This is a genomic window from Pantoea sp. Seng (assembly GCF_009829935.1).
Classification (GTDB): Bacteria; Pseudomonadota; Gammaproteobacteria; order Enterobacterales; family Enterobacteriaceae; genus Pantoea; species Pantoea communis.
Genome location: NZ_SZZV01000009.1, coordinates 61,637 through 85,162, shown reverse-complemented (window position 1 = coordinate 85,162; position 23,526 = coordinate 61,637). Strand labels below are relative to the sequence as shown.

Here is a 23,526-nt window from a genome sequence, read left to right as displayed (position 1 = left end):
ACATCAAACGGTGGCAATCGGTGTTGCTGGTGAACCCACCGCGCCCGGCAGCCGCAGCGGCGGGGCGGTGAGCAGAAACGCATGGCGCTGTTGCTGCGCCAGCCAATCCGCCAGCGGACTGAGTAACATCAGTTCGCCGAGATACACTCCCAGCCGGAACAGACAGAGATCGTGCAGCGGATGCGACGGATAAAAATCATCGTTCATTGGGCGTGCCGGTAAAATCTCTACCGCTGGGTTATCGGCGATCAGCGCCACCACGCCGCTCTCGACGATCCAGTTGCGCAGCTGCTCATCACTGCCATCCAGACCCGCAAAGTGGCTGTTTAAAAACGTCATATCCGGCTCGCCCTGCATCGCCAGAATCGCTTCATCCATGCCGGTGCGGAAACACACCATATCGCCCTGGCGCACCTCGATACCATCCGCCTGTAAAATCTGCTGCAGATGCTGATAACCAAAGGCAAACCGCTCGGTGCCAAAGTGACGTTTAATATCAATCATCACCGCGCGGCCTTGCATGCCGTGCTGCGCCACATTTTCGATGCCGAGTTTCTTCGCGCCCAAATGGCTGCCGTGGTCGCAGCCACAGCCGCCGCGATAATCCGTTTCCCCAACGATATCGACATTGGCTTTGTAGCCGTTGTAGAACACCATCTCGGGCTCGCCGTTGCCATTGACATCAAACCACTGGCCCATATGCGCCAGGCTGTCCCATTGCGTTGAGTATTGCAGCGCCAGCGTCACGGTATCATCGCAAATCACGTCGGTGAGCAGTGGATTATCGCGCGATAACGGATAGGTCATATTGGCATGCTCGCCGCGTCGTGTGGCATTGAGCTGCGGCGGCGGACGGCGCGGGTTCATCGCCGTGCCGCCCGGTAAGTCGAGCGGTAAACTCAGGCAGAACGTTTGCCCGGTTTTCACTTCGGCTACGCCTTCCAGCACCTTTTGCGCGGTCAGGAGATTCAATCGACCGAGTTGATCGTCGGGACCAAAATCACCCCAGGTCGCGTGCGCCGGGCGTTGCTTCCAGCGAGTATTCATACTTCCCTCCTTAAGTTGCCTTCCAGTGCTGCGGCAGATTCGGTGCCCATCGGCTGCACACGCGGCAGCCAGAAGGCGTAAATCAGCGCTCCGACGACACCGATCACCCCGGCGATCTCCAGTGGGATCACAAAGGAGTGGGTGTATTGCATGATCACCCCGATCAGGATAGGTGAAATAATCCCGGCCAGATTGGCCGCCATGTTCTGGATACCGCCGATGGTGGCGACGTTCGCGCGGTTGGGTGCGACATCAGACGGCAGTGCCCACAGCGCGGCAGAGGCAAACGTGGCGGCGAAGTTGGCAAAGCAGAGTGCCGCCAACGCCAGGCCAACAGTTGGGGAAAATGCCGCCAGACCGATGGTGGCACTACCCAACATGCCGCCCACCAGCGGAATTTTGCGCGCCACGCTCAGCGAGTAGCCGCGACGCACCAGTGAATCGGACAGCAACCCACCGCACCAACCGCCAACAATCGCTGCCAGCCCTGGCAGCATGCCGAGCAGGCCGAATTTCATCAGTGAGAGATGGAAGGTTTCCACCAGATAGGTTGGGAACCAGGTAAAGAAAAAGTAGGAAACAAAGTTAATGCAGAAGAAGCCGGCCATCATTGCCTGTACGGCACGTTGGCCCAGCAACTGTCGCACACTCATCGGCTCGCCGGTTTGTGGATCCTGGTTGGCCTCGATGAATTCCACTTCCTCAAGCGAGACGCTTTTGTGATCGCGCGGATCGCGATACCACAAGTACCATGCCAGCGCCCACACCACCGCCACCACGCCGGAGATGACAAATGTCATACGCCAGCCGACCAGCGCGATCAGGAAAGAGATGATCGGGATCGCCAGCGTGCCACCGATCTTACTGCCGTTGTTGAAGGTGGCAGCGGCAAAGCTGCGCTCCTGACGCGGGAACCAGCGCGTGACCGTCGACGAACTGGCGGGTTAGCTGGGCGCTTCCACGGCACCTAAAACAAAGCGGAAGCCCACCAGAGCAGCGATGGAGCTGGCCAGGCCACAGGCGGCGGTGGCTAAACCCCAGCCCAGGCTGCTGACAGCAAAAGTGATGCGCGGGCCGAGTTTATCCACCAGCCAGCCGCCGGGTAGCTGGAACAGCACATAGCTCCAGAAAAATGCCGAGAGTAATAAGCCGCTGTCCGTGGGCGAGAAGTGCAGCTCCTGGCTCATAAACGGCATGGCGACACTCATGGCGGCGCGATCGATATAGTTGATGGCGATGCCGACTGACAGCACCGTGAGAATGACGAAACGAAATTTCCCTTTCGCTTTACTTGCCTGAATTGCAGCAGGTGATCCATTGGAATTCAGCGACATGTCGCCTCCAATTGTTTTTTATTTTCTGTAGGGGAAACGCCGCATCAGGACGATGCGGCGAGTTTGGCACTTACGCGCCGCTTACCACGGAGTGTGGATGATGCGCCTGTTCCTCATCCACGATGGGTTCGACTTTGCCCATCAGGAACAGGTAGTTAAGAATACCGATAACCACTAATACAGCAGAGAACACCAGTGCCCAGGTGAAGTGGCCTGTCGCCCCGACGATGGCACCAGTAATAATCGGCCCCACCGCACCGCCCATGTTGGATACGGTGTTTTGCAGGCCAGCCACGATCGACACGCTGTTCTGCGGTGCCACATCGCCAGGCAGTGCCCCCACCTGAGAAGCCGCAACGGTGGTGCCCGATTTGGCGATACACAGCAACAGCACGGTCATAAATACCGAGTCAGTGAACGGGGCGAAGCCGATACACAGTGCCATCATCAGACCAATAGTCAGGAACAGCTTGCGCGTGGCGGTCAGTGACAGCACTTTTTTGTGCACCATGCGATCCGATGCCCAACCGGCCAGCACTTCAATCACCATGCCGCAAATCAGCGGCAGCGCAGCCACCATCCCCATCTTGAGGAAATCCATGCCTTTATCTTTCACCAGATACGTCGGCAGCCAGGTAATAAAGAAGTATGAGGTGTAGTTGATGGTGAAAAAGCCAATGCACATTGCCCAGATATTGCGGTAGCGCAGCAGTTTGTACCACTTCATCGGACGTACGCTTTTGTCGCCGTGTTTCTGCGCCTGGCCATTACGGATAAAGCGCACTTCATCCTGACTGATCGATTTGTGATCTTCCGGGTTTTCCGCATAGATGAAGTACCACGCAATCACCCAGAACACACCGAGTGAACCAATCACCAGGAAAGTGATGCGCCAGTCGAACATGGCGATCATAAATACGATCAACGGCATGGCCACGGCCCCACCAAACTTCGAGGCGCTGTCGAACAGGCCTGAAACGGTGGCACGTTCGCGATCCGGGAACCAGCGCGCGGTTATCCCGGCGTTGCTCGGATAGGCTGCGGCCTCACCGACACCCAGCGCTAAACGCAGCGCCAGTAGAGATTTAAAGCCGGTTGCCAGGCCCATCGCCATGGTAGCAATTGACCACCAGGCCACCGCAATACCGAGACCTTTTTTCTGACCGAAGCGATCGGCAAACCAGCCTGCCGGGATCTGCAACAGCGCGTAAGACCAGAAGAACGCTGCCATGATAAAGCCCATCATCTCGGGATTAATGTCGAGCTCTTTGATCAAATGCGGGGCAGCCGCAGAGAGTACGGTACGGTCAATATAGTTAATGGCGATCGCCAGCCACATCAGGCCAGCAATCCACCAGCGAATTCGGGTAGAGCGAGAGGTGTTGTTCATAATATTTTTTCACCTTCCCGGTGTCTTTCGCGCTGTCGCGGCGTTGACTGCAATCATCCACCCCACATTCGGGGGACAGATGACCTTGTCGCTGGCGTCAGCACCAATGGCTGGGGATTAAAATTTGGATTAAGTAGGGTTTTGAGAAAATTAATCCAGCCCGTTCATAACATTTGTCGGGCGCTCGCCCTGTTTGATGCACTGCACAATCTGCGCGACGCAACGTTCACCAATGGCACTGATGGCACCGTCGGTGTAACCCGCGATATGCGAAGTCGGGATAAAGTTGCTGAGGGTGAGCAGCGGATGTTCCGCCAGCGGTTCCTGCTCAAACACATCGGCGGCCGCGCCAGCGATGACGTTGTCCAGCAGTGCCTGATACAGATCTTGCTCATTGACGATGCCACCGCGTGAGGCATTGATCAGGAATGCACTCTTCTTCATGCGCTTGATGCGCGCAGCATCGAACAGATTCTGGGTTTTATCGGTGAGCGGCTTGTGCAAGGTGATGAAATCGCTGCTTTCGGTCAGCTGATCGAGGCTGACGAATTCGATGCCATGCTCGGCGGCAAATTTTTCATCCGGATAAAAGTCGAAAGCAATCACGCGCATGTTGAAGCCTTTGGCACGCAGCGCAACCTGTTTACCGATATTCCCGAGGCCGATAATGCCCAGCGTTTTGCCATACACATCGGTGGCAAAGATGCGCGGCCAGTTACCGGCACGGGTTTCAATTGCAGCCTGGGTAATCTGGCGTGCGCTATTCAGAATCAACGCGAACGCGAAGTCAGCCACGGCATGTTTATTGGCATCCGGCACATTGGTGACGTAAATGCCGCGTGCGCGGGTGGCATCCAGATTGATGTTGTCGACGCCCACGCCATGCTTACACACGATCTTCAGCTGAGGTGCTTTTGCCAGCAGTGCTTCATTCACATCGGTAAAGGCAACGATCATCGCCACGGTCTCGGCCAGATGCGGCTCCAGCGCGCTAAGCGGTGCATCGGCGGGCAGGGTGATCAGCTCAAAACCCTGCTGTTCCAGCGCATCAATAGGCGCAGCGTCGTATTTGGCGAAAGACGGTGAAGTACAGATAACTTTCATAGCGTTTCCCAATCCTGGTGTTGGAACGGGCAGCAACCGCTGCCCAATCGGTCTTTACTGCAGGTACTGATTTACGATCTGGCGGATCTTCTGCTCTTCTTCGGCAGAGAAGCTCACCGCATAACGGCTGTTACCCACATCTGAACCCAGCAGTGAAACAGCTTTCTTCACGGTGGCCGGTGGGAAACCAACGCTGTAGAGATCGGTGCGCAGGCCCGTGATGTTCTCTTGTGCCTGGCGTGAGCCTTCAATATCGCCCGCATGGAAACGTGCCCAGATAGCGTTGATCTCTTTCGGCGCCACGTTGGCGAGACCCGAAATACAGGCAGTACAACCTTCAACAAAGCCACGGTGGATCAGCGAGTCTGGGCCGGTCAGCACGTTGAAGTTTTCCACGCCTTCAGCGGCCTTCAGGAAACCGCTCAGGCTCTCATAGCTGCCCGCACTGTCTTTGATGCCGATAATGTTGGGATGTGAAGCCAGCGCACGCACGGTTTCCGGCTGTAAAGTGTTGCCGGTGCGTGCAGGGATGTTGTACAGATACAGCGGTACTTCAATTGCATCTGCCACCGCGCGGTAGTGGGCAATCAACTCTTCCTGCTTCAGCGGCACGAAATACGGAGTGATCACCGAAACCGCATCCACGCCCAGTTTGGCGACTTGTTTGCCGAGGCGGATGGTTTCACGGGTAGAGATCTCACCGATGTGCGCCACAACGGGGGCAGCGCCGTTCACTTCATCGACGCAGGTTTCGGTAACCGCTAACTTCTCCTGCTCGTTGAGCACAAAGAACTCACCGTTGGTACCGCCGCAGAAGATGCCGTTACCCGCGCTGAGCTGACGTTGTACCTGCAGGCGCTGAGCCGCGGGATTAAACGCACCTTCACTGTCAAAGGTGGTGACGATGGCGGTTAATACGCCCTGAATTTTCTTACTCATGATGCCCTCATTAATCCTTAGTGATTCAAAGCCGGAAAGAGTGTCAGGTAGACGTTTCGTACGTCATCGGCGCTCACTTTCATCGGTACATTCTTCATCAGTCGCTGCACGTCGAGCGCGGCTTCAACCAGATACGGCAGGTGATCCGGGCCGATACCCAGTTCTTCCAGACTGGCAGGCAGTTTGAGACGTTTCACCAGCGCGGCAAAGTACTCCACCAGCGCATGCGATTTGGCTTCTTCATCCAGTGAGGCATCTGCGTCCGGCAGCAGATCGTAGGCCTGCGCGAATTTGCTCACGGCGGCGGGGCGTACAAAGCGCATGCACGGTGCCAGCAGAATGGCGTTCGCCACGCCGTGCGGCAGATGATATTTGCCGCCCAGCGGATAGGACATCGCATGCACCAGATGGGTACCGGCGTGGGCAATCGATGCGCCACCGTAATAAGAAGCCCACAACATATTCAGGCGCGCTTCCAGATTGCCCGGTTCGGCAATCGTGGTCTCCAGGCTGGCAAACAGCTTTTTCATGCCGATCAGCGCATAGTTATCACTCACCGGATTGGACACGGTGGCGGTAAAGCACTCGATCAGATGACAGAGTGCATCAATACCGGTCGAAGAGGCGATATGTGGCGGCATGCTGGTGGTCAGTTCAGGCACCAGTGCGACATAATCGGGCAGCATCACCGGAGTGATGATGCCGACTTTGGTCTCTTTCTCTGGGATCGCCAGGATTGCGTTTGGCGTGGCTTCGGAGCCGGTACCGGCGGTGGTCGGGATCAACAGTGACGTGGTGCGGGTCAGCGGTTTCTCTCCGGCCAGCAGGGCATCCAATGTTGGCGCGCCATCAACGCACAGAATCGACAGCAGTTTGGCGACATCCAGCACGCTGCCGCCGCCCACGCCGATCACCAGATCGACGTCGGTAGAAGGTAGTGCGGCAACAATGGCGGCGACATCGTGCTGGCTTGGCTCCGGCGGCACGCTGTTGACGATGCTCAAACTGCTGATCTGCTGTTTCAGCTGCGCGATCAGCGACTGAACCGCTGGAATGCCTTCGATATTCTTGTCGGTGACCAGAAGCGCTTTGTCTTTACTCTGCAGTAAATAGCTGAGGTCATTAAGCGCCTGGAAGCCACTGATCACGGTGCTGTTGATATTCATTTCATACCCTTATCGCGGTTTTTTCGTACTAAATGATTAACTTTGCTCATTCAGTGCGGGTTCTGTCACTACAGTGCCTAAATTTATAGGACAAATTGATTTCAAATAATTTGATCTTGCTCACATATAATCAATCATGATTGAATATAATCAATCTCAACACGGCGAACTGCCGTCAGAGGAAAGAGAATGACTTCACAGCCATGGAAAACACCCGTCTTAGTGATCGCGGATGATTTTACCGGTGCCAACGACGCCGGTAGCGGACTGGCGCGAGCAGGCGCAAAGGTGCATGTGCTGTTTGATAGCAGTACAGCCCACGATGCCAGCAGCGCCGATGTGCTGGTCATCAGCACCGACAGCCGTGCAGTCAGTGCAGCAGAAGCAGCGCATCGTACAACGCTAGCATTACAGCAGCATCAGGCGATTGCCCAGGATGGCTGGCTGTTTAAAAAGATTGATTCCACGCTGCGCGGCAATCCGGGCGCAGAGATTGAGGCCGCATTGCACGCCAGCGGAAAAACCTTAGCGCTGGTGGTGCCCGCTGTGCCGAAATTGGGCCGTACCACGCGTGAAGGTGAAGTCTGGATCAACCAGCAGCGTCTGACGGACACCGAATTTGCCAGCGACCCGAAAACCCCGGTGACCAGTAGCCATGTGTTAACCCGCCTGCACATGCAAAGCGATCTGACCGGTGAAACTCTGGACCTGGCGACGGTGCGCAGTGGCAAGCTGGCACAGGTGCTTGCCAGTAGGCAGGGCTTAGTGGTGCTGGATGCCGAGCAGGATGCTGATATTGCGCTGATTGTGGCGGCGGCGGCGAGTTTACCCGCACGACCCTTACTCGCAGGCGCTTCCGGATTAGGTGATGCATTGGGCGAATATCTGGCGACGCGTCCAGCCAGGCCGGTGCTGGCCGTGGTGGGTTCGATGAGCGCCATCGCGCAGCAGCAAATCGCCCGCCTCGCGACCCAACGTGACATTCGCATTATCGATATTGATATCCGTCAGTTGTTTGCTCAGCCCGCGTGGCCGCAGGCTGTCGAGTGGCAGCAGGCGATGCAACAGGCTTTACGCGACGGCGCACACTGCGTAGTGCGCACCACACAGCATGCAGAGCAACGCCATGAGATTGAACAGCTGTGTCAGCAACATCAGGTGTCACGCCAGGAGCTGGGAGAACGCTTCTGCCACTTTCTCGCCCAATTGACCCACAACGTTTGCCGCCAGGCCTTGCCTGCCGGGTTGTATCTTTCGGGCGGCGACGTGGCAATTGCCGTCGCACAAGCGCTCGGCGCCAGTGGTTTTCAGATTCAGGGCCTGGTGGCGGGCTGTGTGCCGCACGGGGTTCTGCTAAATAGCGAATTACACCTGCCGGTGATGACCAAAGCGGGTGGCTTTGGTGACGAAAACACCCTGGTAGAAGCCATCCGTTTCATTGAGGAGAAGTCGAGTGAATAAAATTATTGCGGTGACCATGGGCGATCCGGCGGGCATCAGCCCGGAGATCATCATTAAAGCGTTAGCGGAAGGTGACCTGGCGGGGATCCCGGCAGTGGTGGTCGGCTGTGCCAGCACGCTGCGTCGGGTGATGGGATTGAACATTACGCCGCAGGCAGAATTACGCGTACTGGATAACGTCAAAGACGCGCATTTCGCACCGGGCATCATCAACGTGATCGATGAACCGCTGGCCAATCCAGAGGCATTAAAACCGGGTGTGGTGCAGAAAGAAGCCGGTGATTTGGCCTGGCGTTGTGTGAAACGCGCCACCGAACTGGCACTGGCCGGGGAAGTGCACGCAATCGCGACAGCTCCACTCAATAAAGAAGCACTGCACTCAGCCGGGCATATTTATCCGGGGCATACCGAACTGCTGGCGCAGCTGACTAACACCAAAAACTACGCCATGGTGCTGTACACCGATCATCTGAAGGTGATCCACGTCACGACGCATATCGCGCTGCGTAAGTTCCTGGATACCCTGAATGGCGATCGCATCCAGACGGTAATTGGCATGGCGGATACTTTCCTGCGCCGCGTCGGTTTCGACAAGCCGCGCATTGCCGTAGCTGGGGTGAATCCGCATGCGGGCGAAAATGGCCTGTTTGGTGACGAAGAGATCACCACCGTAGCACCGGCAATCAAAGTGATGAAAGAGCAGGGCATTGATGTTTATGGCCCGTGCCCGCCGGATACCGTGTTCCTGCAGTGTCAGCAAGGTCAGTACGATATGGTGGTGGCGATGTATCACGATCAGGGGCACATCCCTCTGAAATTGTTAGGTTTTTATGATGGCGTCAATATCACCGCTGGCCTGCCGTTTATCCGTACTTCCGCGGACCACGGCACGGCGTTTGATATCGCCTGGACAGGTAAAGCGAACTCTGCGAGCATGGCGATCTCCATTAAACTCGCGATGCAGCTAGCATAGGGAAATATGAAGGGACAAAGCCGTCTCGACCAGATTATGGACTACCTGAAAAGTCATAATCTGGTCACTGTAGAACAGCTGGTGAGTGCGATCTCGGCTTCACCGGCGACGATCCGCCGCGATCTGATCAAGCTCGACAAGGAAGGCGTCATTAGCCGCAGCCATGGCGGAGTGACGCTCAATCGTTTTATTCCTGCGCAGCCGACCACGCTGGAAAAAATGCAGCGTAATCTGGCAGAGAAGCAGGCCATCGCGCAGTTTGCCGCCAGTTATGTGCAGTCGGGCGACTCCGTGGTGCTGGATGCCGGTACCACCATGCTGGAACTGGCGCGCCAGCTCACGCATCTGCAACTGCGAGTGATCACCGCCGACCTGCATATCGCGCTGTTCCTGTCTGAATTCAAGCAGATTGAAACCACCATTATTGGTGGCCGTATTGATGACTCCAGTCAGTCTTGTATTGGGGAGCATGGCCGACGCCTGCTGCGCAGCATCAATCCGGATATCGCGTTCGTTAGCTGTAACTCGTGGAGTATCGAACGCGGGATTACGACGCCGACGGAAGATAAAGCCGGTCTGAAGATGGATCTGCTGGCGAATGCACGCCGCCGCATTCTGCTGGCTGACAGCAGTAAGTACGGTTCCTGGTCGCTATACTGCGCCGCACCAATTGATAGTTTGACCGATGTGGTGACGGATGCGCGTCTCGACGACGCAGTTTGTCGCGCGTTGCGTGAGCGTGGCATTGGTTTGCAGCTGACAGCCTGATGTAACAAGGTCGCCATCAAAGGCGACCCTTCAGCAAAGGGTTAACCCAATGCTAGCCCTGCACCGACATTTGCTTGCGTAGGTGCCCATTGATGCGCAACCGCTAATCGCAGCCCACTACGATAGCTTCAATCCCGTCGCCGGAATATTGCGGCCGTAGTAGATTTCACGCATCTCTTTCCACAGCAGATTGGTGATGCGCTTGTGCTCCTGCGGGTTGAGTTCTTCAGGCCTGGTATTGAACAGGTAATATTTCAGGTCAAATTCCTTCAGTAACATCTTGGTGTGAAAGATATTTTCCTGATAGACGTTCACATCCACCATGTCGTACATCGACTTCATATCCTCGGACATAAAGTTCTGAATCGAATTGATCTCATGATCGATAAAGTGCTTTAAGCCATTCACATCACGGGTAAAACCACGCACGCGATAATCAATGGTAACGATGTCCGATTCCAGTTGGTGAATCAGATAATTCAGCGCCTTAAGCGGCGAAATCACCCCACAGGTGGAGACTTCGATATCAGCGCGGAAGGTGCACAATCCCCCCTCAGGATGGCTTTCTGGATAGGTGTGCACGCAAATATGGCTCTTATCCAGATGCGCCACCACCGAATTGGGCAGCGGACCCGGATGCTCAGATTTGTCGATATCCTGCGGATTGATCGGCTCTTCGCTGACCAGAATGGTAACGCTGGCACCCTGCGGTTCATAATCTTGTCGCGCGATGTTCAGCACGTTGGCACCAATGATTGAGCAGGTCTCAGTCAGGATTTCGGTGAGGCGATTCGCATTATACTGCTCATCAATATAGGCGATGTAGCCATCACGCTCCGCTTCGCTGTTGGCGTAGCAAATATCGTAAATACAAAAACTCAGGCTCTTCGTCAGATTATTGAAGCCGTGTAGTTTCAGCTTTTGCAATTTCGTCACTCCTCACACGATAAGGCATTCAGCAGATATTGCGGTAAGGCAAAGCTACCGACATGAATCGCGGGATTGTAGTAGCGGCAGCGTAGGCCCGCGTCGTCAAAGCGTGATTGCAGGGTGACTGCATCCCACTGGCGTAGCGTCTCGTTGTCGCTTGCCCAGGCAAATGTCATGATGCCGCCGTAATAGGTGGGGATCGCCGCCTGATAAAAGCTGACGTCGGAGAAGTAATGGCCGAGTTTACGATGGCTGTTGATCGCTTCGTCCTGCTGCAGGAAACAGACGCCGTTCTGTGCCACAAAGATTCCACCGGGATTTAGCGCCTGTTTACAGCCGGAATAGAATTCAGAGGTAAACAGACTTTCACCGGGACCGATGGGATCGGTGCAATCGGAAATAATGACGTCGAACTTCTCTTGCGTCTGGGTGACGAAATTCACACCATCATCAATCACCAGATTCAGCCGTGGATCGTCGTAGGCACCGGCGCTGTGATTGGGCAGATACGTCTTGCAAAAACTCACCACGCCGGCATCGATCTCAACCATGGTGATCTGTTCAATCGTTTGGTGACGTAAGACCTCGCGCAGCATGGCGCCATCGCCACCGCCAATGATCAGCACGCGTTTCGCCTTGCCGTGCGCCAGGATTGGCACGTGGGTCATCATTTCGTGGTAGATGAACTCATCGCGCTCGGTGGTTTGCACCACACCGTCCAGCGCCATGACACGACCAAAAGCGGCATTTTCAAAGATCACCAGATCCTGATGCGCCGTTTTGTCGCGATAAAGCAGTTTATCTACCGTGAAATACTGTCCAAATCCGGCATGAAGCGTCTCATACCACATTTCATTCTGGGCCATGATGGGGCTCTCCTCGAATGTCATCGCCATGAAATTAGGGGAAAAAGCATAGCGAAATATGACCGTGGTTGCACGGTCAAATCTTCAGCAGCAGAGCGGGATGGCGGGCTATTTGACGTAAGCGAGCAGACTCAGCGAGTCACGCGCCAGCGACTTACACTTCTTGTCATTGGTAATGGCGATACCGCTCAAATCTTTGTAACTCTCTTCGCCGAGCGACTTCATGTTGTAGTTGCTGTAATTGCCCAGATCCCAGCGGTTCTGCTGGGCAAAAAACACCAGCGCTTTGCGAATTTGCGCATCGGGCAGATCCTGATAGCCACAATCGTTCTTCAGGTAAACAAACACCGCGGTCAGATCGGCCAGATCTTCAGCTTCGGATTCGCTCAGGGCAAAACTGGTGGAGGAGAAGCCAAGGAGTCCCGCCAGCAGCAGGATCTTGATGCTTTTCGTCATAATCATTCTCAACAAGGGACAATTTATTGACGTTAGCACAGTTATTGCAGGGATTCCGCTAAATTTGCCCAAATGGGGCATTCCCACGGTTTTTATCGGCGCATTCTGTTAAGGGGCTTGACCCTCCCGCAGGGTAAAGGTTTACGCTGTGCCCTTATTCACGACAAGGATAAGAATATGCAACGTCGTCATTTTCTAAAGTTGACCGCCGCACTCAGCGCGGCAGGTGCGCTGCCTTTGTGGAGCCGTTCGTTAATGGCGGCGACGCGCCCGCTGTTACCGATCCCCTCTATTTTGCAGCCCGATGCACGCGGAGCGTACACGCTCACCGCGATGAGTGGCACCAGCCAATGGAACGGCAAATCCGTCCCGACGTGGGGCTATAACGGCAGTCTGCTCGGCCCGGCGCTGCGGTTGCCGCGCGAGAAAGCCGTTACGGTGAATATTCATAATCGGCTGGCGGAAGCAACGACATTGCACTGGCACGGTCTGGAAATTCCTGGCGATGTTGATGGTGGACCGCAAGCACTGATTGCGCCCGGTGCCTCACGTCAGGTGACCTTTACGCCCGATCAACCGGCTGCCACCTGTTGGTTCCATCCGCATCAGCATGGCAAAACCGGCTATCAGGTGGCGCAGGGGCTGGCGGGACTGGTGTTGTTAGAGGACGAAGATTCCGGCAAATTGCGTCTGCCGATGCAGTGGGGCGAAGATGATGTGCCGCTGATTTTCCAGGATAAACAGCTGACCAAAGACGGCGCAAAAATCGATTACCAACTCGACATCATGCGCGCGGCGGTGGGCTGGTTTGGTGACATGATGTTAACCAACGGCGTGCAGTATCCGCAGCAAGCGGTGCCACGCGGCTGGCTGCGCTTGCGTCTGTTGAACGGCTGCAATGCCCGCTCGCTGGATATCGCCACCAGTGATAAGCGCCCAATGTACGTGATTGCCAGCGATGGCGGTTTGCTGGCCGAGCCGGTAAAAGTGGATAGCCTGCCGCTGCTGCCTGGCGAGCGTTTCGAAGTGATGATTGATACTTCAGACGGCAAAACCTTCGACATGGTGACGCTGCCGGTGACGCAGATGGGCATGACGCTGGCACCCTTTGATCAACCCTTGCCGCTGGTGCAAATTCTGCCACTGCGCGTGATGGCAAGTGGTTCTATGCCGGATAAGCTGGTGGATCTGCCGCCGCTGCCATCAGTGGAAGGCGTGCAAAGCCGCTGGCTACAACTGATGATGGATCCGCAGCTGGATCAACAAGGCATGCAGGCGTTGATGGATCGTTACGGTCATCAAGCCATGGCCGGGATGAAAATGAACCACGGCAACATGGACTCGAAGGGTGGGGCGATGCAGATGGATCACGGCAACATGGACATGAGCGGCGGTGCCATGAAGATGGACCATGGCAGTATGCCGATGGATCACGCAAAAACAGCGGCTTACGATTTCCACAACGGCAATAAAATCAACGGTCAGGCGTTTAACATGACCAAGCCGATGTTCAATGCTGAACTCGGCAAGCTGGAAAAATGGACCATTTCCGGTGAGGGCGATGCCATGCTGCATCCGTTCCACATTCATGGCACTCAGTTCCGCATCCTGTCAGAAAACGGCAAGCCGCCAGCGCCGCATCGCGCGGGCTGGAAAGACATGGTCAGCGTGAACGGCTGGCGCAGTGAGGTGCTGGTGCGGTTTAACTACGTTGCCAATGCCGATAACGCCTACATGGCGCATTGTCATCTGCTGGAGCATGAAGATACGGGCATGATGCTGGGCTTCACCGTCGGCTAAGTGACTGCCACACCGCAGCGAAGCCTTAACGTCTTCGCTGCGGGTTGTTTAGCAATGCCCGGGCATAAGCGGGACATTGACTGCTCAGCAGCAGTATCAGGGCGTAAGTGGCCTGATTTCCTGTTACAGGGGCAGGGCACAAGTGGCCTGGTTACTGCAGCACCCGAGCGTGGACATCGGACAGCCTTATCCAACTGCTCGATGCATGGTCAACGCCGCCCATCACGCACTGAGCGTGCCAGGCAAGTGATTAGGCCTGAGCCGCTTCCAGTGCCAGCCGGATATCCTCAATCAAATCATCAGCATGTTCGATACCAATCGACAAACGTACCGTGGCATCGGTAATGCCAATACGCTGGCGTACTTCCTGCGGCACGCCGGAATGGGTGGTGCTGCCCGGATGGCTGGCGAGTGATTCGGTACCGCCCAGGCTCACGGCCAGTTTAAACAACGCAAGGGCATTGAGAAAACGAAATGCTGCTGGCTGGCCGCCTTTGATATCGAACGAGAAGGTGGAACCTGCGCCGCTGCATTGTCGCTGGAAGGTTTCACCCGCAGAGGTGTCCGCATCGAGATAGGGCAGCCAGTGCAATTTTTCTACCTGCGGGTTATCACGCAAAAACGCGGCGACTTTTTCTGCATTGCTGGCGGCTTTCTCCATCCTCAACGACAGCGTTTCCAGCGATCGTCCAATCATCCAGCTGGAGTGCGGATCAAGTTGGGTGCCGATGGCGCTGCGCAGCGATCGCACCTTGCTCACCAGCGCTTTGCTGCCCAGCACCGCACCGGCAATCAGATCCGAATGGCCGCCGACATATTTGGTGAGCGAGTAGAGCGACAAGTCTGCACCGTGCTGCAAAGGGCGTTGAAACAGCGGGCCAAGCAAGGTGTTATCGCAGGCGAGAATCGGGCGCGAACCTTGCTGCTGGGTGATGACATCTGCTACCTGCTTCATCAGCTGAATATCCACCAGGCTGTTGGTCGGGTTGGCCGGCGTCTCAATCAGAATCAGCGCCACACGACCGCGCTGCCACGCCAGTTTGGCTGCTTCATACACTTTGTCTTCATCGGTGCCATCGCTGAAGCCGACGGCTTTAATCTCTAAATCGTGCAGCGTTTTGCTTAGCAACGTTTCAGTGCCGCCGTACAGCGGCTGCGAATGCAAAATCACTTCACCTGGCCGCGCAAACGCCAGCAGCGTGGTGGCAATGGCCGACATTCCGGAGGAGAACAGCGCGGCACTTTCTGCCTGTTCATAGATGGCCAACCGATCTTCCACAATCTCGCTATTGGGATGGTTAAAGCGTGAGTATACCAGCCCACCGCTCTTGCCCTCCGGTGGCTGCTTACGTCCGGCAACGAAATCAAAAAAGTCCTGTCCCTCTTCGGCGCTGTTGAACACAAAGGTCGAAGTCAGGAATACAGGAGGTTTGACTGCGCCCTCCGATAGCCGCGGATCGTAACCGTAATTAAGCATCTGCGTTTCCGGATGCAGATCGTGGGTGCCAATCTGTGTTTTTTTACTGGATGAAGCGGCCATAGGATCTCCAGAGAATACCGGTGAGAGTGCGGGTGGGTTTTCTGTAGTTAAGGCCAGCGCAATAAATTTTGCCACGGTATCGTTTGCGTTCTGTGCGCGGTGTTAGAGGTTGGTTCGACTATGATAGACTTCGTGGCTTTCTGAAAACCTTAACCAGGCGAATGCAATGAAACACACCGTCGACGTGATGATCTCTGAGCAGGAGATTGCAACCCGTATTGCCGAACTGGGCAAGCAGATTAGCGAACACTACCGTAGCAGCGGCAGCGAAATGGTGTTGGTGGGTCTGCTGCGTGGCTCCTTTATGTTTATGGCCGATCTCTGCCGTGCCATCGATGTCCCGCATGAAGTCGACTTTATGACCGCCTCCAGCTACGGCAGCGGCATGTCATCGACCCGCGACGTGAAAATCCTGAAAGATCTGGATGAGGACATTCGCGGCAAAGACGTGCTGATCGTGGAAGACATCATCGATTCTGGCAACACGCTGAGCAAAGTGCGCGAGATCCTGCGCCTGCGCGAGCCAAAGTCACTGGCCATCTGCACGCTGCTGGATAAACCAGAGCGTCGCGAAGTGGAAGTGACCGTGGAATACGTTGGTTTCACCATTCCTGACGAGTTCGTGGTCGGCTTTGGTATCGACTACGCGCAGCGCTATCGTCATCTGCCGTATATTGGCAAAGTTATCCCGACCGGTGAATAACCGCACAATCTTCCAAGGCTAATCCCGCCAGCCTGCGATAAGATGCGCAGCCCGCGAGTCAATGACTGACGGGCTGCGCTTGCGTTCCCCTACCGCATGCAGAGTGGTAAAGTGTCGCGGGTTATCGCTCAGCGCTTCATCTTTGATTTTTCACTCGTTATCTCTGAATAACCCCGCATGCTCGGCGTGAGCGCACTATCATTTCATAGGGCTTTGATGTCACTACAACAGGGTATGGATTCGCAATGACTTATGCACTGGAACTTTCCGGGCTCACCAAAACCTATCCCGGCGGCGTTCAGGCGCTGAAGAAGCTTGATCTCAACGTTGAGGCAGGCGATTTTTACGCACTGCTCGGGCCAAACGGCGCGGGTAAATCGACCACTATCGGCATCATCAGTTCGCTGGTGAATAAATCCGGCGGCAGCGTGCGGGTGTTTGGCTATGACCTGGAAAAAGACGTGGTCAATGCGAAACGCCAGCTGGGTCTGGTTCCGCAGGAGTTCAACTTTAACCCGTTTGAAACCGTGATGCAGATTGTGGTGAATCAGGCGGGTTACTACGGCGTGGAGCGTTCTGAAGCTAACAAGCGCGCGGAAAAATACCTTAACCAACTCGATCTGTGGGGCAAACGCAACGAGCGTGCACGCATGCTGTCGGGCGGGATGAAACGCCGTTTGATGATCGCACGTGCGCTGATGCACGAGCCAAAACTGCTGATTCTGGATGAACCGACCGCAGGTGTCGATATCGAACTGCGTCGTTCAATGTGGACCTTCCTGAAAGATCTCAACATCAAAGGCACCACCATTATTCTCACCACGCACTACCTGGAAGAAGCAGAAATGCTGTGCCGCAATATCGGCATTATTCAGAGCGGTGAGCTGGTGGAAAACACCTCGATGAAAGGCCTGCTGTCAAAGCTGCAATCGGAAACCTTCATCCTCGATCTGGCGCCGCGTAGTCCGCTGCCGCAGCTGGAAGGCTTCCAGTATCGCCTGGTGGATACCTCTACGCTGGAAGTGGAAGTGATGCGTGAGCAGGGGCTCAACAGCGTGTTCAGCCAGCTGAGTGCGCAGGGCGTGCAGGTGCTGAGTATGCGTAACAAAGCGAACCGCCTTGAAGAGCTGTTCGTCAGCCTGACCCAGGGTAAAGGAGTGAAAGCATGACACATTTATACTGGGTGGCGCTCAAGAGTATCTGGGCCAAGGAGATCAACCGTTTTGCCCGCATCTGGATTCAGACGCTGGTGCCACCGGTGATCACCATGACGCTCTATTTCATCATCTTCGGTAATCTGATTGGTTCCCGCATCGGCGATATGCATGGCTTCAGCTATATGCAGTTCATCGTGCCGGGTCTGATCATGATGGCGGTGATTACCAACGCTTACGCCAACGTGGCCTCTTCATTCTTCAGCGCCAAATTCCAGCGCAATATTGAAGAGCTGCTGGTGGCGCCGGTGCCCACGCACATTATCATCGCTGGTTATGTTGGCGGCGGCGTGGCGCGTGGCGTGTGCGTCGGTATTCTGGTGACGGCGATTTCGCTGTTCTTTGTGCCGTTCCACGTGCACTCGTGGTCAATGGTGGCCCTGACGCTGCTGCTGACTGCGATTCTGTTCTCGCTGGCTGGCCTGCTGAATGCGGTGTTTGCGCGTACCTTTGACGATATCAGCTTGATCCCCACCTTCGTGCTGACACCGTTAACCTATTTGGGGGGGGTGTTCTATTCGCTGACGCTGCTGCCGCCGTTCTGGCAGGCGGTGTCGAAACTGAACCCGGTGGTATATATGATCAGTGGATTCCGCTACGGTTTCCTCGGCATCAATGATGTGCCGCTGGTGTTTACCCTGTCAGTGCTGATTGCCTTTATTGTGGTGTTTTACGTACTGGTGTATGCGTTGATTCAGCGCGGTCGCGGATTGCGGACTTAAGTTTTACGGGGGCGGCCGAATGGCCGCCCTCGTTGTATCAAGCCACCTGAACCGGCAACGCTTTAGCGATGCGTTTCATCTCGTTGTCGCCTTCGAAATAAGCGACTTTGGGCTGCCAGCTGCGGGCGACTTCATCTTCCACCTGCACATAAGAGCAGATGATCATGATGTCACCTTCACAGGCACAACGGGCGGCGGCACCATTGACGGAGATGATCTTCGAGCCACGCTCAGCGGCAATCGCGTAGGTGGAGAAACGCTGACCGTTGGTGACGTTATAAATGTCGATGGCTTCGTATTGCAGAATGCCGGATGCATCAAGAAAATCCTGGTCGATGGCGCAGGAACCTTCGTAGTGCAAATCTGCCTGCGTGACTTTCACACGGTGCAGTTTGCCCTGAAGTACGGTACGAATCATAACGGGATAACCTTATTAAGCTGCGATTAAACGACGGAGGTTACTCCGTCAGATCCACTTGCTGATTATCGATCAGGCGCGCATTGCCCAACCAGGCGGCCATCAGAATCACGGCGCGCTGGCTATCCACCGTCAGCGGCTGCAAATTGTCGGCATCGCAAATGGCCAGGCCATCAGGGCGGAAGCCTTTCTCACGCAATGCGGCCTCGGCCGTTTCGATAATCTCTTCAACATGGCGTTCGCCGTTGTTCAGACGCTCGGCCATGCTGTTCATCACCTGGCTCAGACCCGCAGCGATCGCGCGCTCTTCGCTGGTGAGATAACCATTACGTGAGCTCAACGCCAAACCATCTTGCGCGCGGACGGTTGGCACGCCGACAATCTCGATATCGAAGCCCATGTCGGCCACCATCTTGCGGATAATGGCTAACTGCTGGAAATCTTTCTCACCAAAACAGGCAATATCGGGCTGCACCAGGTTAAACAGTTTGCTCACAATAGTGGACACACCGCGGAAGTGACCGGGACGACTGGCACCTTCCAGCAGAGACGATAACCCCGGAACTTCAACGAAGGTCTGGCTATCCAGCCCTTTGGGATACACATCCGCTGGCGCAGGGGCAAACACCAAATCGACACTGTGACGATTGAGCTTCTCGCAATCGTCCTGCAAGGTGCGGGGATAACGCGCCAGGTCATCGGCGCGTTCAAACTGCATCGGGTTGACGAAGATCGAGACCACCACGATATCGGCCCGCTCGCGCGCTTCATCTACCAACGTCAGGTGGCCGTCATGCAGGTTGCCCATGGTGGGTACCAGCGCGATACGTTTGCCTTCCTGCCGCCAGCGACGAATTTCTCGTCGCAGCATCGGCAGCGATTCAATAATCAGCACTGCAACTCTCCTGATTTACTGGAAACTGTGTTCGGCGGCAGGGTAGATGCCCGCCTCAACGTCGGCAATATACTGGCGAATTGCCGCGCGAATGTCGCCGGTTTCCGCGAGGAAATTTTTGGCAAATTTAGGAATATGACCGCCGGTAATGCCAAAGGCATCGTGCATCACCAGAATCTGTCCATCGGTGACGTTACCCGCACCAATGCCAATCACCGGAATGTTTAACGCTTTAGTGATGCGCTCTGCCAGCGACACCGGCACGCACTCCAGCACCATCAACTGTGCTCCGGCGGCTTCCAGCGCCAGTGCATCGGCCAGCAAACGCTCCGCGCCCGCTTCATCACGGCCCTGCACCTTGTAGCCACCAAAGATGTTCACAGACTGTGGCGTCAGGCCTAGATGACCACAGACCGGCACGGCGCGCTCGGTAAGCATACGCACGGTGTCTGCCAGCCATTCACCGCCTTCCAGCTTCACCATGTTGGCACCGGCACGCATCAGTTGAGCGGCGTTATCGAAGGTTTGCTGCGGTGTGGCGTAACTCATGAACGGCAGGTCGGCCATCACCAACGCATTCGGCGCGCCTCGGCGCACGGACGCGGTGTGATAAGCGATATCCGCCACGGTGACAGGTAATGTGGATTCATGGCCTTGCACGGTCATGCCAAGGGAGTCGCCAATCAGCATCACCTGAATGCCTTCATCGGCAAACAGGCGGGCAAAGCTAAAGTCGTAGGCCGTCAGGGTGGCAAATTTGCGGCCACTGGCTTTGAGCTGGCGTAAATGGGAGATGGTTGTCGGTTTCATCGCACACTCCAGAGTTTTCTGATGCGCGCAGTGTACTGGATTGATTGAAAAGGCGATACGACCGTAGTGCGATTATTGCCGCCTACTCAGACCACAAGCGGATGGTGCTGCGATCCAGCGTGGCGAGGATGCCGGTCAGTGGCTGACCGTTGGGCAAGCGCAGGCCAGGCGCGATTTCCAGCAGCGGTACCAGCATAAACGCACGGTTGTGCATGTCGTAGTGTGGCACGGTGAGACGTGGGGTGTGAATCATCTGCTGGCCAAACAGCATGATGTCGATATCGAGGGTGCGCGGACCCCAGCGCTCCGCTTTGCGCACTCGTCCGTGTTCCAGCTCGATACGTTGCGTATGATCGAGCAGCGCTTCAGCTTCCAGCGTGGTGTCCAGCGCGACCACCGCATTCAGGTAATCGGGCTGGTCTGGCGGGCCGTACGGTGGCGTGCGATACAGCGAAGAGGTGACGACGCGCGAGGTGTGCGGTATCGCATCAATCGCGGCCAGCGCTGCATCAACCTGATGCAGCGGGTCGGCCAGATTACTGCCTAAGGCGAGGTAAACACGAATCATGATGCGCTATTGGTATCGCGGCGCGGGCCGGTTGGACGACGGCGCGGACGACGTGGTTTGCGACGCGGTGCCACCGGATCATCGCCCAGCGTGTTCATCATGGTTTTCTGCTCGACCGGCGCCGCAGCCTGGAACTCGCCCCACCAATGGGTCAGGCTTTGCAGTTCGCGGTTGTGTTCCACATCGGCTCGCAGCGCCAGCAGATCATAAGCGGCACGGAATTTAGGATGCTCCATCAGCTTCCATGCGCGTTTGCCATGACGACGTGACATGCGCAACTGCAGCTGCCAGATATCGCGAATCAGGGTGGTGATACGCTTAGGAATCGCCAGCGCACGGCAGGCTTCATCCAGCGTTTCGTTCATCGACAGCGCAAAGGCGTCGTAATAGGTCAGTCCGCTTTCCTGCGCAATGCGTTGGGCCGATTCCAGCTGCGGATACCAGAACATCGCGGCAAACAGGAAGGCCGGATTGACGCGCATATCGTTCTGAATGCGGTTGTCGGTGTTTTTCAGCACCTGAGCCAGCATTTTCTCCATCAGACTGTCGCTTTCGGCGGTGAAGCCACGCGTCAGGGTAGGGAACAGCGGCTGGAACAGATGGTACTCACGCATCATCTGATAGGTACGGAATCCGTAACCGGCTTGCAGCAATTTAAGGGATTCTTCAAACAGACGCGCAGGCGGAATGTCATTCAGCAGCGTGGCCAGGCGCGGAATCGGCTCGGCAGTTTCCGCGGCAATGCGCATCTCCAGCTTGGCGGCAAAACGCACCACGCGCAGCATACGTACCGGATCTTCGCGATAACGGGTTTCCGGATCGCCAATCAAACGGATCACGCCGTCTTCCAGATCCTGCAAACCGCCGACGTAATCACGTACGGAGAAATCCGCCACGCTGTAATACAGGCTGTTGATGGTGAGATCGCGGCGCTGGGCATCATCTTCGATGCTGCCAAAAATGTTATCACGCAGCAGCATGCCGTTCTGGCCGCGCTGGGAGTTGTTGCGATCGTCTTCAGCTTCTTCCTGGTGATGGCCACGGAAAGTCGCGACTTCGATCACTTCAGGACCGAACATCACATGTGCCAGACGGAAACGACGACCGACGAGACGGCAGTTGCGGAACAATTTGCGCATCTGCTCAGGCGTGGCGTTGGTGGTGATATCAAAGTCTTTTGGCTTCTTACCCAGCAGCAAATCGCGCACGCCGCCGCCTACCAGGTAAGCTTCGAAACCGGCTTTATTCAGGCGATACAGCACTTTAAGGGCATTTTCGCTGATATCTTTGCGTGAGATGTTATGGCTTTCACGGGGAATGACGGTCATCAGACTTTCAGTTTCCACCTCTTCAGGCGCCTCCTCGTCACGCTTGAGGACTCTCCGGCAAAAATTTGCGACTCGGGTAAAAATGGGACACCTCGACAGTGATAAAAGGGTGTTAATAAATCAGCGGCTAATCATAGCCTGTTGCGAACCATTTAGGAATGGCGATGTCGCCTCATCCGTGATTCGCGCGTTCTGTTGTGGGATCAGTTGGATACTCCACTGTGCCACCGCGTTATCGAGCAGTTGCTCCACTGTGGCATCTTGCCAACTCTCCAAAACCGATTGCCCCAGCAAGTGCAACGCGCATATCAGCAATGGGCGCGCATCCCCATCAGGTAGAGCGGGCGCATGATTCTGTGTAGAGAGCTTATTGCCATCGTCATTGATGGCCAGCGGCAGGTGCAGATACGCAGGCACCGGCCAGCCGAACTGCTGGTAGAGCGCGATTTGACGCACCGTGGGTTCAATCAAATCTGCCCCGCGTACGATTTCCGTCACACCCTGAAAATGGTCATCTACTACTACCGCCAGGTTATAAGCAAACAAACCATCCCGGCGATGGATAATAAAATCTTCTTCCGCCAGCGAGCGCTCTGCCGCTAAATGGCCGCGCAGGCGATCGTCAAAGCCATAAACCGGCGCATGCTGACGCAGGCGCAGCGCTGCGTTCTCTGCGGGGAGATGTAATTCCCGACAGTGACCGTCGTAGAACCCCCCAAGCTGCTGAATACGGCTGCGCGTGCAGGTACAAAAGTAGCTTTGACGGTGCTGTTGCAGCCAGCTCAGCGCTTCCCGGTAGGCATCATGACGATGCGACTGCCACAACACGTCGCCATCCCACTGCAGGCCATAATGCTCCAGCTGTTTCAGGATGCGTGTCGCTGCGCCAGCCACTTCTCGCGGCGGATCGATATCTTCAATACGCACCAGCCAACGGCCTTGTTGCGCACGCGCGCTCAGGTAGCTGCCTAACGCGGCTATCAGCGAACCAAAATGCAGATCACCAGAAGGAGAGGGAGCGAAACGCCCGACGCAGGAAGAGGTTGAAGAGTTCATTTTGAGGTGCACCGCACGTCGGGAAAACAGTGGTTTTC

At 55.8% G+C, this 23,526-nt stretch carries 22 protein-coding genes and 1 pseudogene; 7 read left to right on the top strand and 16 right to left on the bottom strand.

The window, feature by feature from the left end:
• Positions 1-3: 3 nt before the first annotated feature.
• From FD737_RS11360 to FD737_RS11335, 6 genes and pseudogenes are all read right to left on the bottom strand, one after another.
• Positions 4-1,047, bottom strand: a complete 1,044-nt coding sequence (locus tag FD737_RS11360; RefSeq protein ID WP_058960880.1) for a cyclase family protein — start codon at positions 1,045-1,047, stop codon at positions 4-6.
• A pseudogene (locus tag FD737_RS11355) lies at positions 1,044-2,381 on the bottom strand (MFS transporter). The gene FD737_RS11360 and the pseudogene FD737_RS11355 overlap by 4 nt, the downstream one beginning before the upstream one ends.
• A gap of 70 nt (positions 2,382-2,451) precedes the next feature.
• Positions 2,452-3,771: an MFS transporter gene (locus FD737_RS11350; protein WP_160833524.1), complete on the bottom strand. Its 1,320-nt coding sequence runs from the start codon at positions 3,769-3,771 to the stop codon at positions 2,452-2,454.
• A gap of 150 nt (positions 3,772-3,921) precedes the next feature.
• Positions 3,922-4,875, bottom strand: coding sequence for a phosphoglycerate dehydrogenase (locus FD737_RS11345; protein ID WP_160833523.1), 954 nt, complete (start codon positions 4,873-4,875; stop codon positions 3,922-3,924).
• Between the two features lie 54 nt (positions 4,876-4,929).
• Positions 4,930-5,814, bottom strand: a complete 885-nt coding sequence (locus FD737_RS11340) for a dihydrodipicolinate synthase family protein (protein ID WP_034829589.1) — start codon at positions 5,812-5,814, stop codon at positions 4,930-4,932.
• A gap of 17 nt (positions 5,815-5,831) precedes the next feature.
• Positions 5,832-6,980 (bottom strand): iron-containing alcohol dehydrogenase, encoded by a 1,149-nt coding sequence (locus FD737_RS11335; protein WP_034829587.1) that lies wholly within the window; start codon positions 6,978-6,980, stop codon positions 5,832-5,834.
• Positions 6,981-7,169: 189 nt separating this feature from the next.
• Here FD737_RS11335 and FD737_RS11330 point away from each other — a divergent pair, with 189 nt between their 5' ends.
• The 3 genes from FD737_RS11330 to FD737_RS11320 are packed head-to-tail and all read left to right on the top strand — an operon-like array spanning position 7,170 to position 10,182.
• Entirely contained in the window at positions 7,170-8,441 is a 1,272-nt protein-coding gene (locus FD737_RS11330; protein ID WP_160833522.1) for a four-carbon acid sugar kinase family protein, read from the top strand.
• Positions 8,434-9,414 (top strand): D-threonate 4-phosphate dehydrogenase, encoded by a 981-nt coding sequence (locus FD737_RS11325; protein ID WP_034829583.1) that lies wholly within the window; start codon positions 8,434-8,436, stop codon positions 9,412-9,414. The genes FD737_RS11330 and FD737_RS11325 overlap by 8 nt, the downstream gene beginning before the upstream one ends.
• Positions 9,415-9,420: 6 nt before the next feature.
• Entirely contained in the window at positions 9,421-10,182 is a 762-nt protein-coding gene (locus tag FD737_RS11320; protein WP_034829581.1) for a DeoR/GlpR family DNA-binding transcription regulator, read from the top strand.
• 117 nt (positions 10,183-10,299) lie between these two features.
• Here FD737_RS11320 and speD read toward each other — a convergent pair whose 3' ends face one another.
• The 3 genes from speD to FD737_RS11305 all read right to left on the bottom strand — a co-directional run bounded on the left by speD (position 10,300) and on the right by FD737_RS11305 (position 12,434).
• Complete coding sequence (gene speD, locus FD737_RS11315) at positions 10,300-11,109, bottom strand: adenosylmethionine decarboxylase (protein ID WP_097118365.1); 810 nt, start codon at positions 11,107-11,109, stop codon at positions 10,300-10,302.
• Positions 11,110-11,114: 5 nt separating this feature from the next.
• Entirely contained in the window at positions 11,115-11,978 is an 864-nt protein-coding gene (gene speE, locus FD737_RS11310; protein ID WP_160833521.1) for a polyamine aminopropyltransferase, read from the bottom strand.
• Positions 11,979-12,086: 108 nt separating this feature from the next.
• Entirely contained in the window at positions 12,087-12,434 is a 348-nt protein-coding gene (locus tag FD737_RS11305; protein WP_097118367.1) for a YacC family pilotin-like protein, read from the bottom strand.
• A 177-nt stretch (positions 12,435-12,611) separates the two neighbouring features.
• On the opposite strand from FD737_RS11305, the gene cueO reads away from it, so the two are divergent.
• The gene (cueO, locus tag FD737_RS11300; protein ID WP_160833520.1) at positions 12,612-14,234 is read left to right on the top strand and encodes a multicopper oxidase CueO; all 1,623 of its coding nucleotides are present in this window, start codon (positions 12,612-12,614) and stop codon (positions 14,232-14,234) included.
• Between the two features lie 250 nt (positions 14,235-14,484).
• On the opposite strand, the gene FD737_RS11295 is transcribed toward cueO, so the two are convergent.
• A complete protein-coding gene (locus tag FD737_RS11295; RefSeq protein WP_034829570.1) occupies positions 14,485-15,774 on the bottom strand; it encodes a cystathionine gamma-synthase family protein in 1,290 nt (429 codons plus the stop codon).
• Positions 15,775-15,940: 166 nt separating this feature from the next.
• Here FD737_RS11295 and hpt point away from each other — a divergent pair, with 166 nt between their 5' ends.
• The 3 genes from hpt (at position 15,941) to FD737_RS11280 (ending at position 18,413) form a co-directional block, all read left to right on the top strand.
• Positions 15,941-16,477: a hypoxanthine phosphoribosyltransferase gene (gene hpt, locus FD737_RS11290; RefSeq protein ID WP_039331277.1), complete on the top strand. Its 537-nt coding sequence runs from the start codon at positions 15,941-15,943 to the stop codon at positions 16,475-16,477.
• 245 nt (positions 16,478-16,722) lie between these two features.
• The gene (locus FD737_RS11285; RefSeq protein WP_097118370.1) at positions 16,723-17,646 is read left to right on the top strand and encodes an ABC transporter ATP-binding protein; all 924 of its coding nucleotides are present in this window, start codon (positions 16,723-16,725) and stop codon (positions 17,644-17,646) included.
• Positions 17,643-18,413: an ABC transporter permease gene (locus FD737_RS11280; RefSeq protein ID WP_034829563.1), complete on the top strand. Its 771-nt coding sequence runs from the start codon at positions 17,643-17,645 to the stop codon at positions 18,411-18,413. Before FD737_RS11285 ends, FD737_RS11280 begins: the two co-directional genes overlap by 4 nt.
• Positions 18,414-18,450: 37 nt before the next feature.
• Here the strand turns inward: FD737_RS11280 and panD are convergent, their stop codons facing one another.
• From panD to gluQRS, 6 genes are all read right to left on the bottom strand, one after another.
• Positions 18,451-18,831, bottom strand: coding sequence for an aspartate 1-decarboxylase (gene panD, locus FD737_RS11275; RefSeq protein WP_034829560.1), 381 nt, complete (start codon positions 18,829-18,831; stop codon positions 18,451-18,453).
• 40 nt (positions 18,832-18,871) lie between these two features.
• Positions 18,872-19,726, bottom strand: coding sequence for a pantoate--beta-alanine ligase (gene panC / locus FD737_RS11270; protein ID WP_038648994.1), 855 nt, complete (start codon positions 19,724-19,726; stop codon positions 18,872-18,874).
• Between the two features lie 15 nt (positions 19,727-19,741).
• The gene (gene panB, locus FD737_RS11265) at positions 19,742-20,536 is read right to left on the bottom strand and encodes a 3-methyl-2-oxobutanoate hydroxymethyltransferase (RefSeq protein ID WP_160833519.1); all 795 of its coding nucleotides are present in this window, start codon (positions 20,534-20,536) and stop codon (positions 19,742-19,744) included.
• A gap of 82 nt (positions 20,537-20,618) precedes the next feature.
• Entirely contained in the window at positions 20,619-21,104 is a 486-nt protein-coding gene (gene folK / locus FD737_RS11260; protein WP_160833518.1) for a 2-amino-4-hydroxy-6-hydroxymethyldihydropteridine diphosphokinase, read from the bottom strand.
• Positions 21,101-22,516 (bottom strand): polynucleotide adenylyltransferase PcnB, encoded by a 1,416-nt coding sequence (pcnB, locus tag FD737_RS11255; protein ID WP_217992809.1) that lies wholly within the window; start codon positions 22,514-22,516, stop codon positions 21,101-21,103. Before pcnB ends, folK begins: the two co-directional genes overlap by 4 nt.
• A gap of 36 nt (positions 22,517-22,552) precedes the next feature.
• Positions 22,553-23,488 (bottom strand): tRNA glutamyl-Q(34) synthetase GluQRS, encoded by a 936-nt coding sequence (gene gluQRS, locus FD737_RS11250; protein ID WP_160833517.1) that lies wholly within the window; start codon positions 23,486-23,488, stop codon positions 22,553-22,555.
• Positions 23,489-23,526 lie beyond the last annotated feature (38 nt).

Bases quoted from the DNA above. Each gene is read 5' to 3' on its own strand.
- speE (WP_160833521.1), bottom strand. From the start codon at position 11,978: ATGGCCCAGAATGAAATGTGGTATGAGACGCTTCATGCCGGATTTGGA.
- FD737_RS11360 (WP_058960880.1), bottom strand. From the start codon at position 1,047: ATGAATACTCGCTGGAAGCAACGCCCGGCGCACGCGACCTGGGGTGAT.
- FD737_RS11295 (WP_034829570.1), bottom strand. From the start codon at position 15,774: ATGGCCGCTTCATCCAGTAAAAAAACACAGATTGGCACCCACGATCTG.
- folK (WP_160833518.1), bottom strand. From the start codon at position 21,104: ATGATTCGTGTTTACCTCGCCTTAGGCAGTAATCTGGCCGACCCGCTG.
- FD737_RS11330 (WP_160833522.1), top strand. From the start codon at position 7,170: ATGACTTCACAGCCATGGAAAACACCCGTCTTAGTGATCGCGGATGAT.
- FD737_RS11340 (WP_034829589.1), bottom strand. From the start codon at position 5,814: ATGAGTAAGAAAATTCAGGGCGTATTAACCGCCATCGTCACCACCTTT.
- FD737_RS11320 (WP_034829581.1), top strand. From the start codon at position 9,421: ATGAAGGGACAAAGCCGTCTCGACCAGATTATGGACTACCTGAAAAGT.
- FD737_RS11285 (WP_097118370.1), top strand. From the start codon at position 16,723: ATGACTTATGCACTGGAACTTTCCGGGCTCACCAAAACCTATCCCGGC.
- FD737_RS11305 (WP_097118367.1), bottom strand. From the start codon at position 12,434: ATGACGAAAAGCATCAAGATCCTGCTGCTGGCGGGACTCCTTGGCTTC.
- FD737_RS11335 (WP_034829587.1), bottom strand. From the start codon at position 6,980: ATGAATATCAACAGCACCGTGATCAGTGGCTTCCAGGCGCTTAATGAC.
- hpt (WP_039331277.1), top strand. From the start codon at position 15,941: ATGAAACACACCGTCGACGTGATGATCTCTGAGCAGGAGATTGCAACC.
- panB (WP_160833519.1), bottom strand. From the start codon at position 20,536: ATGAAACCGACAACCATCTCCCATTTACGCCAGCTCAAAGCCAGTGGC.
- FD737_RS11280 (WP_034829563.1), top strand. From the start codon at position 17,643: ATGACACATTTATACTGGGTGGCGCTCAAGAGTATCTGGGCCAAGGAG.
- gluQRS (WP_160833517.1), bottom strand. From the start codon at position 23,488: ATGAACTCTTCAACCTCTTCCTGCGTCGGGCGTTTCGCTCCCTCTCCT.
- panD (WP_034829560.1), bottom strand. From the start codon at position 18,831: ATGATTCGTACCGTACTTCAGGGCAAACTGCACCGTGTGAAAGTCACG.
- FD737_RS11345 (WP_160833523.1), bottom strand. From the start codon at position 4,875: ATGAAAGTTATCTGTACTTCACCGTCTTTCGCCAAATACGACGCTGCG.
- FD737_RS11350 (WP_160833524.1), bottom strand. From the start codon at position 3,771: ATGAACAACACCTCTCGCTCTACCCGAATTCGCTGGTGGATTGCTGGC.
- cueO (WP_160833520.1), top strand. From the start codon at position 12,612: ATGCAACGTCGTCATTTTCTAAAGTTGACCGCCGCACTCAGCGCGGCA.